The sequence below is a fragment of the Pantanalinema rosaneae CENA516 genome, from assembly GCF_050753385.1.
GTDB lineage: Bacteria > Cyanobacteriota > Cyanobacteriia > Leptolyngbyales > Leptolyngbyaceae > Pantanalinema > Pantanalinema rosaneae.
The window spans coordinates 29,997-45,790 of sequence record NZ_JBLZFZ010000037.1 but is presented as its reverse complement, the minus strand read 5'-3'; the positions used below and the strand labels follow the sequence as shown (position 1 = coordinate 45,790).

Genomic DNA, 15,794 nt, shown 5'->3' with positions numbered 1-15,794 from the left:
GAGGATTGACCATTATGGGATTAGGAGATCTGGTACAAAAAGCGGTTTATCTCGGCATTGGTATGGCATCCTACGCTGGAGAAAAAGCTGGGGTGAAGCTGGGTGAATTGCGGGTGCAGGTGCAAAAGCTGGCGGATGAAATGGTGGCGCGGGGCGAAATGACGACTGAGGAAGCGCGGCGCTTTGTGGATGATATGGTGAATAAAGCCCAGCAACCCGTCGTTTCGGAGCCTACCTCTACGGCATCTACCCCAGCGGAGCCACGGCAAATCGAGATTTTAGATGATGACGAATCAACTACGGTGACATCTACTGCCTCAGTGGCAGAACCCCCCAGGGATGATGTGGATGAAATGCGGCGACGGGTGGCGGAATTGCAAGAAGAACTGCGACGGTTGAAACACGATTAGGCGCTTGGCGATCGGCTAAATTAGATTGAATAGGAATGAGGAATAGACCCCTTGCCTAACAAGCGACCTGTATGCGTGAGTCTGCTGATTCCAGATAGTGTCTGCGAGAGGTCTATGTATTCAAGGGTTGCGGGACACCTAAACTTGAGTCCCGATCGATATCCTTCGTAGGCGGGCAGGCGGCGTATGGAAAGCGGATCAAATCCTTTCTTGGAGGGCATCTACCAGATTGCCAGTGAGGTAGAGCAATTATTTACGGAGTTTATGGAAGATCTGGCAGAGGCGGTGGATGCTGTTGTAGAGACATCGGAAGAACTGGCAGACTTGCTCAAAGATGCAATCGTGAATGAGGTCGAACAACAATTTAACGAGTTCTTTGAGCCACTGTTTGAAGAGTTTTTAGGGGTCAGTCCGGTGTTTGACGATCGAGAATCAGACGATAGTTGGGCGATCGATCCGTTGTTTGATCCGTTACCTGAGACTCCGGCGGTGTGTGTCGGTTGCCGCCACTATCATGGGCAGGCCTATAACGGCAATCTCCTGGTCTGTGGAATGCATCCCTACGGCTGGGAAGGAGATAGCTGTCCCGATAAGGAACTGATCTCATTTCGTTAACAGCATCGCGAATTAGGGGTAGCGGTTGGATCAGGTTTAACCAATATCCTGAGAGGGTTTGGCACCGGATTCGGGCAAGGCTTTTTGGCTCACCGGAATCTCGATCCAGAATTCGGCGCCCTGTCCCGGTTCAGAGGTGCATTTCAGCTTACCGTGATGTTTCTCAACCACAATTTGGTAACTGATCGATAGCCCTAGCCCAGTGCCTTTGCCCACGGGTTTCGTGGTGAAAAAGGGATCAAATAGTTTGGATTGATTGGCGACGGGAATGCCAGAACCGTTGTCGCGAATCCGCACCACGATCGCCGTTGGCGATACCAAGGTTGAGCTAGTTCCGTTCGGTTCACCTGTGATCACTTCGGTCTGGATAGTAATCGTAGCTGGGGTGGCGGCAATTTCTTCGGCTGTTCGCTTTTGGTTGTAGCTGTCCAAAGCATCGATCGCGTTACTGAGGATGTTCATAAACACCTGATTCAGTTGTCCGGGATAACACTCGACCAGGGGCAAAGTGCCATATTGCTTGACAATCTCGATCGCGGGATGTCCGGGGTTTGCCTTCAGTCGATTTTGCAAAATCAATAGGGTGCTATCAATCCCATCATGAATATTTACCCGCTTCATTTCGGCTTCGTCTAGGCGGGAGAAGTTGCGGAGCGATAAAACAATTTCCCGAATCCGATCGGCACCAATGCTCATGGAGTGCAGCATTTTTTGCAGATCGGCAACGAGAAAATCGAGATCAATATCGTCCCGGTACTCGGCAATTTCGGGATCGGGATTGGGATATTTTTCGTCATATAGCCGAATTAAATTCAGCAGATCCTGGGTGTAGGTGCTGGCATGGGGTAGGTTGCCATAAATAAAGTTAATTGGATTATTGATTTCATGGGCAACTCCGGCAACGAGTTGTCCTAAACTCGACATTTTTTCGGTTTGGATCAGTTGTGCCTGTGCTTGTTGTAAGGCTTGCAGCGCTTGAGATGACTTTGCCATCTCCTGGCGTAGGCGGCGTTCATTCACCGTCACCTGTCCCAATAGGGCATAGAACGAGATGGTCAGCCGTCCCAGTTCATCTTCTCGGCTCATCAAGGCTTCGCTCTTAGCATTGGTTTCTGCTAGCCGATTACACTCATCCATAATCGGTTGCAGGCGTTGGTTCAGGCGTTTGACAAACAATGCCACAACGATGCCGAGGACGATCGAGACACCTAAGATTGACCCCAGAGCCGCGATCGCGGTAAACCGCACGACTGGTCCTAATACTACTGACTCTGGCACCACTGCCATTAATACCCAATTATTGTTGGGAATGCGTTGATATGCCCAAAATTCAGCTTTGCCATTGGTATCGCGCCAATGGGTGATGCCAGTTTTGCTGCCTGTTTGCAGGTCGTCCTGAATTTTTTGCCAGAGTTCGGAGTAGTTATTCAGTTCTGGAAACAAGTTGAGATCCAGCGCCTTTTGGGGATCGGTGGGATAGGCAACTAATTTACCGCCAGCACTGACGAGAATAAAATGTCCGGCTTCCCGCATCACCTGCACATCGAGCTTATTGCTGAGAAAGCCCAGTTCTAGATCTTGGCTCAGTACGCCTAAGAGTTGCTTGTTTGGGGTGTAGATGGGTAGGGAATAGCTGGTACTGGTAAAGATGCGCGGTGGGCTGACGGTATCTTCTTCGTAGCGAACGGGCTCTAGCCAAATTGGTTTACCCGCTTTAATCGGATCTTTGAAGTAACTTTCGTCAAAGTTTTCCGGTTTAGATTCGCCCCCTTCTGCCACTACTTTGCCATCCTGATCCCGCACGGCATAGGGATAGGCATAGCGCCGCGCCGGAATAATTAAGCGCTGGTTAGGGGGTTGTCCAAATCCTAATCCTGTTCCTAAGGGGGAGGTTGCCAGCGATCGCTGGATCAGATCAACGTAGACCTGTTCCCGCCGTTCGCCAGCGTTATAGAGCGTTTTGACGGCATCAGCCACCAATCGGGTAGAGTATTCAAAGGTACTGAAGTCACCCTGTAAGTTCTCGGCTTTCACTTGCAGGCTAGAGCGTAATTCTGCTTCAGACTGTCTGGCTAGCTCCCAATAGGTTAAATAGGAAGTGCCGATTAAGCCCACCAGGGAACCGCCAACGACTGAGAAGAACAATCGCGGTCCAATGGAGCGAAGGAGCGAAAGTCTTGGCTTGCGGCTCGATGGCCCAGAGTCCGAAGCGGTAGACTGCATGTGTATTCTCCAGGAACGAATGGTCGGGAAGCCCTCTCAGTAAAATACCCGTTTCTGCCCAAAGTAATTCAACTAGCTGCCTTTAACTTACCAGAGCGATCGTAATAGCACGATAAAATGGAATCCATGGTTTCGCTACCCTGGGCGATCGCTCCCACTTTATCCACATAGTCGGGATGAATAAAGGTCTGAAGCGGCTGTTCCACCTGATTAAAATACCGCATCGCTTCTGCGGCTTTGCGATCCCATTCTGGGTAGTAGTTCAGGATATCATCGGGCATAACTTTGGTACGAGTAGTGCCCGGTTCTGGAAAGCAGTAAAACGGTTTATCGAGATTGAAGTAGCCATAATCATCGGTGATTTGATCACCGGGGTAAATATCCCTGGCGGCTAGCTCAAACTTATACGGAGTGGCAATTAAGCTGGGATCAAAACTATGGTTAACGTACCGAGCAATATCCCAACATAAGATGTAGATCCCCTGTTCGTCGCGGAAGCAATATTTAATCAAATGCTCACGCAATAGGGGATCAAGTGACATCACATAGGCTTCGTCAAACTTCTGATCTAAGTCATCCAGAATCCAGGTGATGGTACCTTGAGGAATGAATTTTGTGGCAAACACACCATATCCGATCGCATCATTGATAAATCGGAGTTCAGTGTGTGGGTGCATCATGTTTAGTAGCCTTCCTCTTCGTACTCTGGAGCTTTAGTTTTTTCGGGAATATTCACCCGCCGAGCTTGATAAGTCCTCGGTTCCTGGTCTGCCCAGGCATCTTCCTCTAGCTCATCGTACTCGTCATCGTAGCGATCGTCGTAATCGTCCGTATAGTCATCGGGGCCATACGGTTGATTGCCTGAACCGTAACGGTAGTCATCCCGACCGCTAGTTTCGTCCCAGTTATCTCGATCGCCTTTATCGGTGTCATCGTAATACAGGGGGGCTGCCTGTCGTTGCTGGAGTTGCCGGGGTTCGGGTTCGCCCCAGTTATCCTCATCCCAGGTTTCCTGAACTACGCGTTCGGTTTTGCGGACGGGGGTCGCGACCGGGGTACGCAATCCAGTCGGGAGTTGATTCTCTGGACGTGCCGGAATCACGTAATCATCTTCCTCATCCCGTTCCCAGGGGGCTCTGCCGATGCCCAATCGCTCCAGAACTCCGACACTGAGTTGGACTAAACGTTCTTCCGAGCCTTCAAACACAATCAAGCGATCGGGCCCACTACTGACCACCTGATCGATCGACAGTTCATACGTGCTAACGACCTGATCGGGGATCAAAGGTACGCCTAAAGACGCAACAATCAGCGAAGTCAGCTTGCCGGTATCGACATCAAACTTAAAGCCTCTCACCTTACCGAGGAGATCTCCGGTTTCAGTAATCACCTCACAGTTGATCAGACTCGTATATGTCTCAACATCAATATCCTCAATCACATCCTCATCATCGACGAGAATTACATCCCCAATTTGACGAATACTACTCAGTAGCATAGGTTGGGGAGTGCCATAAAGCAGATTGGGGCGGAGGCTCAGGGCAACAACTTCCTGTTGATCAATATCGACCCATAACTGGCTGACGACACCCAGTTTTTTGCCCGTGTTGCGGGTGACGACTAAAGTGCCTAAAAAGTCAGAGCGTTGGCGGATTTCTTCAGATGCCATTATGTCCCGAATCCTGCTTTATGAATTCTGAATCACTATATCAAATGTCGGCTGTTTGCTGTCGTCGGTTTATCGTTAGCCAGTGGCGATCGCCGATCACCCTGTCTGTTTTGCAACCGATACCTGATGGAACTAATAATCAATGATAGGGATACTTCTACTTCCAGCCTATACACGAATTAAAGTCAGGGGCAATGGGCGAAATACGGATGACCGAACTCTGCCACAACTATTTTTAAAGTGAGGCGCTTTGGGGGGTTAAGTCAATCCCCAAGACCTGCGTATACGCTCCCCGAGCCTGAGTCACCCCGATCGTCCGTTCAGCCGATTCGATCATGGGTCGGCGCAGACTGACCACAAGAAATTGAGCTTGCCGAGATTGCTGTTTGATCATTCTAGCTAATCGCTCCACATTTGCCCCATCCAAAAACATATCCACTTCGTCAAAGGCATAGAACGGCGAGGGGCGGTAGCGCTGCAAGGCAAAGATAAAGCTGAGAGCAGTGAGGGACTTTTCGCCTCCCGACATAGATGCCAAACGTTGCACCGGCTTGCCTTTAGGATGGGCAATCAGATTCAACCCCCCATTAAAGGGATTCTGGGGATCATCCAGTTGCAACCGTCCATCCCCTTCCGACAGGGTAGCGAAAATTGCCTGGAAGTTTTCATCCACGGCATCAAAGGCTTCCTTAAAGGCGCGTTGCCGTAGCGTCGTGAAGTTTTCGATCCGCAGCAATAGCTCTGTCCGTTCTTCCTCCAGAGTCTTTAGCTTGTCACTCAGTTCTTGTAAGCGGGTTTGGGTGCGATCATATTCCTCCAGCGCCAACATATTCACAGGTTCCATTGCCTGTAAACGCTTTTGTAACGATCGTAGCTCGTGTTGCAGGGCGGCTAAATCTTTTGCCTCGGCTTCCGGCGGAATCGTGGGCAGGGGATCCGGCAGTTCGGAGCGTTGGGCTGCTAGTTGTTCCTGCAATTCCACCAGAGTTTGTCGGCGTTCTGCCTGGGTTTCCTGCAACTTTTGCTGTTGCCATTGTTGCTGTTGCTGCTGGGTTTGTTGTTCTCGCAATTGCCGCTCGGTGCGATCGCGTTGTTGTTTTTCCGTCCCTAGCCGTTGTTCAAGTTCTGCGAGTTGAGCCTGAGTGGCTTGAATTTGGTGCTGAAGCGTTGCCTGTTGTTCAGTCAGGGCAGATTGTTGATGTAAGACTGCCGTTTGCTGAGTGCGGTATTCTTGCAAGCGATCGTGAGCCTGCTGGATGCGCTCCTGAATCCGTTGCTGCTGATTGGTTAAATCTTGCAGGCGTTGTTCGGCGGTTCGTAAGGCTAACTCGCGCTGATTTAACTCGGCTTCCTGAGTCCGAAGTTGGGCTTGAATTTGTTGCCATTCACTATGGGTTTGGGATTGCTCCAAATCCTCCAGAGTTTGCCGCAGGTGTTGCAGTTGTGTCGTTTGCGTGGGGATCGTGGCTTCCAACGTCCGGAGGCGATCGTGGGCAGTGCTGAGTTCTTGAGTATGCTGTTGAAGTTGGGTTTGAACTTGAGTCAATTCGGTTTGTAACCGTTGAATATCCTTGTGAAGCTGATCGGCTTGCAGTTGGGCTTCGCGGTGGTGTTGCCGTACTTCCAGCAGTTCTTGGGTGCGCTGTTTGACCAGTTGACTGGCGCGGGCAATGCTGTTTTCACACCGGGTGAGGATGCGATCGATTTCTTGCAGGCGATCGCGCAGGCTCGTGATTTCAGCCGATTCGCTGGCATCAGCAGTACCAAAGTGCAGGGATTGACGTTGGCTGAAACTACCTCCCGTCATCGCACCGCTACTTTCCAGTAACTCACCGTCTAGGGTGACAATCCGGTACTGTCCCAGATGGCGACGGGCAGCATTCAAGTTTTCAAAGACTACCGTGTTGCCGAACACATAGGCGAACACGTCCTGATAGCGAGGTTCATATTCAATTAAATGGATGGCATAATCGACACAACCATTCAGCGACTGAATCCGCGAATCGTTAGGAATGCGACCTGCCTGAATCTTGTTTAAAGGCAGAAAAGTGGCTCGTCCGGCGCGTCGTTGTTTAAGGATTTCGATCGCGGCGGCAGCGATCGCGTCATCTTCCACCACTAAATTCCCTAACCGCGCTCCTGCGGCTGTTTCCAGGGCAAGCTGATAGCGCGGATCGACTCGTCCCAGTTGGGCGACTAAGCCACATACGCCGGATAACCCCATTTGCAAAATGATTTGGGTGGCATGGGTGCCCTGAGCTTCCTGCATTGCCTGGTTTTGGGCTTCCAATTTATCCAGTCGTCGTTGTTTCTCGCGCTGTTCCGCTAACAACCGGGTTTGGGTGTCCTGTTGCATACTGAATTCTTGCTCTGCCGCTGCGACTGCTGCCGCGAGAGATTGCACCTGTTGGGTACTCGCTGCCAGGGTGGCTGTAACGGCTTGATATTGAGTTTGTTTATCGGCTAGCTGCTGTTCGAGCGTGTGTTGGGCTTGCGTTTGCTCCTGAATTTGTCGATCGAGTTGCTCTGTGCGTTCCCGTAATCGAGCTTGCTCTGTCCGTTGTGGTTCTAGAGTCGCTTGCAAACTATCGATGTGATGGCGGAGGGTGGTTTGTTCCTGTACCCAGGCTTCGGCACTGGCGGCGGAGGTATTGGCGGCATCTCGGTTTTGCTCCAGTTCCTGTTGTGCCCGATCACGGGCTTGACGCAGGCTGGCGATTTCCTGAGTTTCGATCGCTTGATGCGCTTGGGCCACGGTGGTCAGGGCTTGCTGCTGTTCCTGAATTTCTTGCTGGGTACGGGTCAGATTGGCAGTGAGTTCCCGGCTGCGCGTTTGTAAATCCTGTTCCTGGCGTTGGAGTTGTCGCAGTTCGGCTTCACGGGTGGCAAGCGTGGCTTGGAACGCTAATAACTCCTCTTCGCCCAAGGCTTTCACATGGGCATTTAGTTGGTCTAGTTCACTGGAAGTTTGCTGAATTTGCGTGGCGATCAGGGTTAATTGCTCGGTTAACTGGGCGATCGCCTGCTCATCTGCCACAATCTGGGCTTGGAGTTGCTCGGCACCTTGGGCAGACTGCCGATAGCGGATCACCTGTTCCCACTGTTCTTTAGTCTGAAGTTCCGCCCGCAATTTTTGATATTTTTCTGCCTTCAGCCGATCCTGTGCCAGTCGATCGCGCTGATCGATCAGTTCTTTTTCGACAATGTGATAGCGATCTTCCCGATCTTTGACTGCATCCAGCTTTTCCTTAGCTTGATCAATCTTGCGATCGAAGGCAGCAACTCCAGCCAATTCGTCAATAATCTCCCGTCGCTCTCGGGGGTTCATGGAAATAATCCGGGTGACATCCCCTTGCAACACGACGTTATAGCCTTCGGGATAAATCCGCAGCCGATTCAATGCCTCATGTAACTCAGTCAGGGTACAGGCTTCGCCATTAATGTAGTAGTTCGAGGTATAGGTGCCCTGCTGTGTCACCCGCAGTTTCCGCGTCACACTCCATTCCTTAGTGGGATGTAAGGTTAGCGTCGCCGCCGATTTTTTGCCTGCTCCTCCCTTTGCTGCCTCATCTGCCCCATTTCCCTCATCTTTCTCATCTGCCCCATCTGCCCCATTTGCCTGACCTTGACTCCCCTGCTCCTCTGCGGCGGCTGCCTCCCATGCCTGAATCTCCGCTGCTTCCAGTTCAAACGTCACGGTGACGCTGGCTTCTACCGTCGATCGATTGCGGGTACTTTGGGTGTGATTCACTAGATCGGGTAAGCGTTCTGCCCGCATCCCTTTGGAACCTGCTAATCCTAGACAAAACAGGAGCGCGTCAATTAAATTTGACTTGCCGGAGCCATTGGGCCCGGAAACGACGGTAAACCCCGTCAATAAAGGGATCGGTGTGGTGCCACCGAAGGATTTGAAGTTAGTCAGTTCCAGACGCTTAATATACACAGGCGTTTAATGGGGGTCTGGGCAGGGCAAAGAACGTGATTCAGTGTAGCCTTTTAAAGCCGTGATGGACGGAAAGTTCGCTATCTTTTCTCTATATAGATAGCACAATTAGAACAAATGTTCTATAAAAACAAAAAGTTTCTTGAGGAACGGCGATCGCCCATAAACATGATGTATGTGATTGGTCTGATTAGCGGGACATCCGTAGACGGTATTGATGCTGCCTTAGTCAAAATTGAGGGGCGGCAAGAGGACTTGCAGGTTCACTTAGTGGCAGGGGCTACCTATCCCTACCCTGCCAGTTTACGAGAGCGGATTCTAGCGGTTTGTGAGGGATCTGCATTGTCGATGGCAGAGTTAGCGACCCTGGACGATGACATTGCCCAACAATTTGCCCAGGCGGCGATCGCTCTCCAAATCGGGCATCCCCCGGCGGATTTAATTGGGTCGCATGGTCAAACGGTGTTTCATCGTCCACCGGATAAAACGGGAGCTACCGGAACCTGGGGCGATCGGGCGGCATTAGGTTACAGTCTGCAATTGGGACGGGGAGATGCGATCGCTTACCTGACTGGAGTCCCTACGGTCAGCAACTTTCGTCAAGCGGACATTGCGGCGGGAGGGGAGGGTGCGCCGTTAGTCCCGGCTGTGGATCTGGCTGTATTGACTCACCCGACGTTGAACCGTTGTGTGCAGAACTTGGGCGGAATTGGGAATGTGGCGTATTTGCCAGCCAGAGGTCGGGGAGATGGGGAGATGGAGAGATGGGGAGATGGGAAAAATGGGCGATCGTCCTTTGTATTGGGTTGGGATACGGGGCCAGGGAATGTGCTAGTTGATCTGGCGGTGCAGCAGTTGTCGGGGGGAGCGCAGACCTACGATCGGGATGGAGCCTGGGCGGCAACGGGAACACCCTGTCAGGAGCTAGTAGCACAGTGGTTGCAGCAGCCGTTTTTCCATCAACCCCCTCCAAAATCTACGGGACGGGAGTTGTTTGGGGTCGCCTATTTACAACAATGTTGGGCAGAGGCGGCAGATCGATCGTTGAGTGCAGCGGATTTTCTGGCGACGTTGACGGAGTTCACGGTTGCCTCGATCGCCCATAGCTACCGCACCTTCTTGCCACAGTTGCCCGATCAGGTGTTGCTGTGTGGGGGTGGCAGCAAAAATCACTATCTGAAACACCGACTCCAGGCTACATTAGGGGAGGTGTCAGTTTTAACGACCGACGATGCTGGTGTCAATGCAGATTTCAAAGAGGCGATCGCCTTTGCTGTGTTAGCATACTGGCGGCAACAGGGCATTCCTGGTAATTTGCCGGAGGTGACGGGTGCCACCACACCTGTGCTTTTAGGGGAAATTCACGGGACTCCCTTCTCCTAAGCGTGATAGCATGAAGTACCGCTCAGACCCAGACGGCAATGAGCTAATGAGATAAGGGTTAATGCTGTGGCTCATACCTTTCTAATGCAGCCAGGACGTTGGACGCTACAAGGTAATTGGTTGGAGCGTAATGGCATGCCAATTGCCGTGAAGGGAAAGACTTTGGTGGCATGGAGCCGGGATGATTGGTTCACAATGGTAACTAAGTTAGTCTTTCCGGGAGCCGATCGGGAGGAGATTTCCTTTCAATATCGGGGGCGATTGGATGCAGGGGAACGTCACTATACGTTTGTGCTGCAACATAGTCTATTAGGGCGTGTGGAGGGTGAGGGTTGGTTAGCGCAGGAAACGATCGTACAGCGCTATTGGGTGTTGGGCGATCGGCAACGGCGAAGTGGGTTTGAAACCCTTTATCGGTTGGAGGATAACAAATACTATCTTTCGAGCGGCATCATGGCGGGACACTACCTGACCAGTACGATGGAAGCCACGGTAGAACGCCAACCGGAACTTTGAACAGTGGGTGCAGTTGTCCAGAAGTGGTTGTTTTAGTCAAGATGGTTCACCTAGGTCAATCCTGGGAAAGCCATAAAATCGCTAAAATAGCTTCAAGCTAATGTATTTGTGCAGATCTGATCGAGTGCTGGGGATCTCACTACTTCAGGTTCGCTGACTGTGAACTTTACAAAACCATCTGTTGTGGGTCAGGATTCTCACTGCTGCTGCTTGTATGACAATAGATAATCCTCTTAACTCTGCCCTCTCCTTGATGTCCTGGCCCACAGATAAACCTGTTGCTCAAATTTGCTTTGGCGAAATTTTGACGGTAGGTGAAACGACGGTTCCAACACACCTCTTGTCACTCCAGCCTCCCCTATGACTTCTCGTATGATGACTGACCCCAACATTGGACGTTTGCTCTCGAATCGGTACCAACTGGTTGAGTTGGTGGGACGAGGAGCAATGGGGAAGGTCTATCGGGCAGAGGATGTCCTGTTGGGTGGGGTGATTGCCGTCAAGTTTCTGGCGCATACCTTGCTGAATCCCAAAATGCGCGATCGCTTCAAAGCAGAAGCGCGTACCTGTGCGCAATTGGGGCAAAAAAGTATTCATATTGTCCGAGTTACCGACTATGGGGTGAACGAAGACGATATCCCGTTTTATGTCATGGAGTTTTTGCAGGGGGAGAGCCTCAGTGAAATGATTGCGGCGCAAACTCTGCCGTTGCCGCGATTTTTGAGTATTGCCCGTCAAGTGTGTTTAGGTCTGCAATGTGCTCACCAGGGTATTTTGATCGATGGGGCGCTATGTCCGATCATTCACCGGGATATTAAACCGAGCAATATTCTGATTAGCCAGGATACGAGTTTGGGGGAACTGGCAAAAATCCTGGATTTTGGCATTGCCAAACTGATTCAGGAGGATGGTGGGCAGACCAATTCCTTTATGGGAACGCTGGCATACTCTTCGCCAGAGCAGATGGAAGGACGGGATCTCGATGCCCGATCGGACATCTACAGTCTTGGGGTGATGATGTTTGAAATGCTGACGGGGAAGATGCCCCTTCAGGCAGAAACTCACTCGTTTGGCGGTTGGTATAAAGCCCATCACTTCCAGCCTCCCCGAACGTTTGAGGCGGTGAATCCGGGGTTGAAACTACCGAAGGCTCTGGAAAACTTGGTAATGAGTTGTTTGGCGAAGTCACCCGCCGATCGACCGCAGTCGGTAGCGGAGGTATTGCGAGCTTTAGAGCCGCTAGAACAGCGCTATAGTGCCAGTTGGCAGATTAGCAGCCGCATCAGTGAGGTGTTGTCTAAGAAACCGCCAGCTACCCCTGGAAAAGCCGAAACCTCGTTGCCGGTCACGGATGGAATTGGGCAACTGGCAACCTGGCCGAAGGATAAAATGGTGGCACAAATTGTGTTTCCGCAGATCTTTAAAGCCAATCAGCAGTCGGTACCAACGGTGTGGGTGATGTTACCGGGGCAAACGATCCGCAGTTTTCAGGTGAACAAGCTTTACAACAAAATCTACCGTACTTTCCTCTATGCTCCTTCGCCCCATCCCGTCGCCCTGTGGATTACGGCACTTTACAATCGGCTGCATGGAGAAGAACAAAATCCTCGGTGGTTAAAACTCTTTTTGGATCTAAAGACTCCGTTTGGGCAGGAGATGACTCGACTACTGGGTGAAAAGGGCGAATACCAGATCTTGTTTTTTGCCCTGGAAAATCCCCAGCCCTGTGCCCACGTTATGACAGTCACGATTCCTGCGCCTCAATGTTCGCTCCTCAAGAATTGGGCAATTACCAGTCGCACAACTCCCTCGGTGGGCTCTGTCACGGCTAGTAAGAATCTGTTGCTAGCTGAGTTTGAGAAGCTCAAGCCCAGAATTATTGATGAATTAAGGAATGACTCCACAGGTTCCTTTTTCTAACTGTCAGAGTTGAATGGCACTGACTTAAGGACACGCTTCACTCTGATCGCCCCCTTTTCTGATAGGCCCGTAGGATTTTAAGCCCCCAATTTTGGGGGACTTTGAGGTTCGGCTCCCCCAGAATTGGGGGTTGGGGGCGGTTCGGATTGTTATTTCAGTGACATTCCTGTCAGAGTTTGGCGGTGGACACAGAGCCTTGGACGATCGCAGCTTGTAACGCGACCACTACTTGTTGCATCACGCCTTGCCAATCGCCGGGGTGGGACTGACGGAATAATCGCATCGTGGGATACCAGGGGCTATCCTCACGATCGAGCAGCCAGCGCCAATCGGGAAGATGTGCCAGTAAGAGCCAGGTGGGTTTTGCCAATGCCCCTGCCAGGTGAGCCACGGCTGTATCGACGGTGATCACCAGATCCAGTTGGGCGATCGCGGCGGCGGTATCTGCCATGTCCTGTAAGTGGGGACTCAAATCCTGAATCTGGGATTGCCAACCCAATTCCGCCAGATCCAGTTGGGGAATGCCTTTTTGAAGGCTATAGAAGGTAACATCTGGGAGTGCCAGTAAGGGCTGAAATGCCTGGAGCGGACAGGAGCGATTATGGTTGTTTTTATACAGGTTGCCTCCAGACCAGACAATGCCAACCTTGAGGCGAGTTGCCTGCGGGACGGGTAGGGGAAAGTTAGCCGATTGAGGGGCTTTCAGGTAGGGGAAGTGACTGGGAATGGTCTCTAGAGTGGTGCCTAAAATGCGGGGCAGGCTCATTAAGGGCGCATAGGTGTGAAAATCCGGTAAAGGTAAGCCTAAGGGCACAATTTGCTCGATTCCTGGAACGGTAGACAGCAACCGCGTTAATGGTGGGTGGCAGGTAAGAACTAACCGTCCTCCCCGTTCCTGGGCGATCGCGGCATACCGAATTAATTGAATCGTATCGCCTAAGCCCTGTTCGGCATGGAGTAATAAAGTGCGTCCTTGTAGAGGCGAACCATCCCAAACGGGTTGCTTAAAGGGGCAGGGCGGAAATTCTGCTGTCTGAAACCGCCATTCATATTCTACAAACCCCTGGTGGTAGTTACCTTGCATTAACAGCAGCAGGGCATAGTTATGGTGGGCGATCGCATGATTGGGCTCCAGGGTCAGAGCGTGTTTGAAGCAGTCGATCGCCTCCGACAATTTACCCAGTTCCATCCAGACTTTGCCTAAACTGACTAAGCCATCAATATAGTTAGGTTGACTGGCAAGAGCTTGTTGATGGAAGTGTACTGCTGCCTTGAGCTTATGCTGTTTTTGTAAGGCGACTCCCAACCCATTTAACAGATGGGGATTATGGGGATCGATCGTCAGTCCTTGTTGGTAAAACAGGATGGCTTGATCCTCTTTGCCCTGATCCTGAAGGATCGCTCCCAGATTGGCATAGGCTTGTAAGGCTTTCGGCTGGAAGTTAATGATCTGGTTATAGCCGTTAATGGCTTCCTCAATCATGGCGCGACCCTGCTTCCACAACGCCAGATATAGGTTTTCGCGAGCCTGCACATAGTCTGGACGTAACACCAGAGCTTGCCGGTACAGCGCGATGCCATCCTCCAAATTCCCCCGTTGACAAGCAATTACTCCTAACAAACAGAGGGCTTCGGGATGTTGTGGTTGCTGTTGCAACACTTGACGGTAGAGTTGCTCTGCCTGGGGCAATTGTCCGGCCTGGTGATGGGCGATCGCAGTCTGTATGAGGGCTTGCAGATGATTGGGTGCAGACGAACCTTCCAAGTGACCGACCTCTGAAGAACGTACATGTCCAGTCTACCCGTTGCTTTTGGGAACGGATGCCTACTCAAGCCCTAGTTGATTCGTGATCAAATAATCCAACACGGGGAAGGGTGTAATGTCTTGAGTGACAATGCGATCGCGATCGGCAGTATTGGCTTCAGCTAGAGCCGCTTCTGCTGCCTGAATCAGTTGACTGGGCGCTTGCCCCACTTTCGGTAAGGCGTTGGCGATACCTAAACTCAGGGTGATATTAGGTAACTCCGGGTGAGCGGATTGAGCTTGCTGGAGGTGGTGCTGAATTTGTTGAGCCACCTTGACGGCTCCGGCTAAGGGGGTGTTTGGCAGTAATACGGCAAAGATATTTGGGGCGTAGCGGGCAACCAGATCGGTAGGGCGTTTGACGGTTGCCTTCAGAGTATCGGCAATCAAGTAGAGGCTGTGCTCGTCCAGAGGTGGTTGACTGGCAGCCTGGTTGTTGCCATTGGGTTGATACAGGATCAGGGATAGTGGTCGTTGCGATCGCGTCAATCGTCGCCATTCTTGCAGTAAACAGTCATCAAATTGGGGGCGATGGGCGACTTGCGTTAATCGATCGAGGGAGGTTAATTGCTGTAATTCTTCCGCCAGTTCCAGGAGGGTAGTTTCAGCCGAAAGGCGAGATTGGGCTTCTTGTTGCAGCCGTTGCTGGGTCGAGCGGAGGCTAAGTTCCGTTTGTTGGCGATCGTGTTCTAAGCGGTGCAATTGTTCGGTTTGTTGCGTCACTTGTTGCCGTAGGCGCACCAATTCCAGATGGGTGGCAATCCGTTGTGCTAATTCATCCGGGTGGGGCGGTAAACTCAGATAGTCGGCGGCTCCGGCTTGAAACAGGGTGCTGATCTCGGTAGCGGCGATCGCGCCAGTAAAAATCACCGGAATGGCTTGGGTTCTAGGCTCTTGCTTCAGTTCTTGACAGAGTGCATAGCTGGGGTAGGACGAGAGTTCTAAACTCAGCAAGATGAGATCCGGTAAGGCAACCTGAACGGCAGTCATCGCAATCTGCCCATCTGTGACTCGCCGAACGGTATACCCCAGATTGGTTAAGAGGTTTAATACAGTTTGACCGAGTTCAGGATGGTCATCAATCAGCAGGATGCTACCCAGAACCGCAGTTGGAGGATGACCAGTCATGCTAAGTCAACTACGTTAAAAATTAATAATTGTGTATCTGCGTAGCTATACCTGAGGTAGTGTATCCAGCAGATGAACTAACCCTAGCAGATTCTCGGAAGCCTACAACAGTTCGCTGCGATCAATTCTGCCTCATCGATCAAACAGTCTGAAGGATGCAGTATTTTCCCGATAACTGAATAA

Annotated in this window: 11 protein-coding genes; 5 read left to right on the top strand and 6 right to left on the bottom strand. The window is 51.4% G+C overall.

Features of this window, described 5'->3' with window-relative positions; all coding sequences use genetic code 11:
* Window positions 1–14: 14 nt before the first annotated feature.
* Both ACN4EK_RS20210 and ACN4EK_RS20205 read left to right on the top strand, forming a co-directional pair.
* A complete protein-coding gene (locus tag ACN4EK_RS20210; RefSeq protein ID WP_431659998.1) occupies window positions 15–410 on the top strand; it encodes a phasin family protein in 396 nt (131 codons plus the stop codon).
* Window positions 411–596: 186 nt separating this feature from the next.
* The gene (locus ACN4EK_RS20205) at window positions 597–1,025 is read left to right on the top strand and encodes a hypothetical protein (RefSeq protein WP_431659997.1); all 429 of its coding nucleotides are present in this window, start codon (window positions 597–599) and stop codon (window positions 1,023–1,025) included.
* A 36-nt stretch (window positions 1,026–1,061) separates the two neighbouring features.
* Here the strand turns inward: ACN4EK_RS20205 and ACN4EK_RS20200 are convergent, their stop codons facing one another.
* From ACN4EK_RS20200 to smc, 4 genes are all read right to left on the bottom strand, one after another.
* On the bottom strand, window positions 1,062–3,248 hold the full coding sequence (locus tag ACN4EK_RS20200; protein ID WP_431659996.1) for an ATP-binding protein: 2,187 nt from the start codon (window positions 3,246–3,248) through the stop codon (window positions 1,062–1,064).
* A gap of 68 nt (window positions 3,249–3,316) precedes the next feature.
* Complete coding sequence (locus tag ACN4EK_RS20195) at window positions 3,317–3,928, bottom strand: SET domain-containing protein (protein ID WP_431659995.1); 612 nt, start codon at window positions 3,926–3,928, stop codon at window positions 3,317–3,319.
* A gap of 2 nt (window positions 3,929–3,930) precedes the next feature.
* Window positions 3,931–4,917 carry a PRC-barrel domain-containing protein gene (locus ACN4EK_RS20190; protein ID WP_431659994.1) on the bottom strand — a complete coding sequence of 329 codons (987 nt, stop codon included), beginning with the start codon at window positions 4,915–4,917 and terminating at the stop codon, window positions 3,931–3,933.
* Window positions 4,918–5,152: 235 nt separating this feature from the next.
* Window positions 5,153–8,860, bottom strand: coding sequence for a chromosome segregation protein SMC (smc, locus tag ACN4EK_RS20185; protein WP_431659993.1), 3,708 nt, complete (start codon window positions 8,858–8,860; stop codon window positions 5,153–5,155).
* A gap of 117 nt (window positions 8,861–8,977) precedes the next feature.
* Between smc and ACN4EK_RS20180 the strand changes: the two genes are divergently transcribed.
* The 3 genes from ACN4EK_RS20180 to ACN4EK_RS20170 all read left to right on the top strand — a co-directional run bounded on the left by ACN4EK_RS20180 (window position 8,978) and on the right by ACN4EK_RS20170 (window position 12,679).
* The gene (locus ACN4EK_RS20180; protein ID WP_431659992.1) at window positions 8,978–10,243 is read left to right on the top strand and encodes an anhydro-N-acetylmuramic acid kinase; all 1,266 of its coding nucleotides are present in this window, start codon (window positions 8,978–8,980) and stop codon (window positions 10,241–10,243) included.
* Between the two features lie 66 nt (window positions 10,244–10,309).
* A complete protein-coding gene (locus ACN4EK_RS20175; protein ID WP_431659991.1) occupies window positions 10,310–10,759 on the top strand; it encodes a hypothetical protein in 450 nt (149 codons plus the stop codon).
* Window positions 10,760–11,119: 360 nt separating this feature from the next.
* Window positions 11,120–12,679, top strand: a complete 1,560-nt coding sequence (locus ACN4EK_RS20170) for a serine/threonine-protein kinase (RefSeq protein WP_431659990.1) — start codon at window positions 11,120–11,122, stop codon at window positions 12,677–12,679.
* Window positions 12,680–12,848: 169 nt separating this feature from the next.
* Here the strand turns inward: ACN4EK_RS20170 and ACN4EK_RS20165 are convergent, their stop codons facing one another.
* Complete coding sequence (locus tag ACN4EK_RS20165; protein WP_431659989.1) at window positions 12,849–14,444, bottom strand: tetratricopeptide repeat protein; 1,596 nt, start codon at window positions 14,442–14,444, stop codon at window positions 12,849–12,851.
* Between the two features lie 60 nt (window positions 14,445–14,504).
* Window positions 14,505–15,611: a GGDEF domain-containing response regulator gene (locus ACN4EK_RS20160; protein ID WP_431659988.1), complete on the bottom strand. Its 1,107-nt coding sequence runs from the start codon at window positions 15,609–15,611 to the stop codon at window positions 14,505–14,507.
* Between the last annotated feature and the right edge of the window lie 183 nt (window positions 15,612–15,794).

Bases quoted from the DNA above. Each gene is read 5' to 3' on its own strand.
- ACN4EK_RS20205 (WP_431659997.1), top strand. From the start codon at position 597: ATGGAAAGCGGATCAAATCCTTTCTTGGAGGGCATCTACCAGATTGCC.
- ACN4EK_RS20210 (WP_431659998.1), top strand. From the start codon at position 15: ATGGGATTAGGAGATCTGGTACAAAAAGCGGTTTATCTCGGCATTGGT.
- ACN4EK_RS20195 (WP_431659995.1), bottom strand. From the start codon at position 3,928: ATGATGCACCCACACACTGAACTCCGATTTATCAATGATGCGATCGGA.
- ACN4EK_RS20180 (WP_431659992.1), top strand. From the start codon at position 8,978: ATGTTCTATAAAAACAAAAAGTTTCTTGAGGAACGGCGATCGCCCATA.
- ACN4EK_RS20170 (WP_431659990.1), top strand. From the start codon at position 11,120: ATGACTTCTCGTATGATGACTGACCCCAACATTGGACGTTTGCTCTCG.
- ACN4EK_RS20190 (WP_431659994.1), bottom strand. From the start codon at position 4,917: ATGGCATCTGAAGAAATCCGCCAACGCTCTGACTTTTTAGGCACTTTA.
- ACN4EK_RS20160 (WP_431659988.1), bottom strand. From the start codon at position 15,611: ATGACTGGTCATCCTCCAACTGCGGTTCTGGGTAGCATCCTGCTGATT.
- ACN4EK_RS20200 (WP_431659996.1), bottom strand. From the start codon at position 3,248: ATGCAGTCTACCGCTTCGGACTCTGGGCCATCGAGCCGCAAGCCAAGA.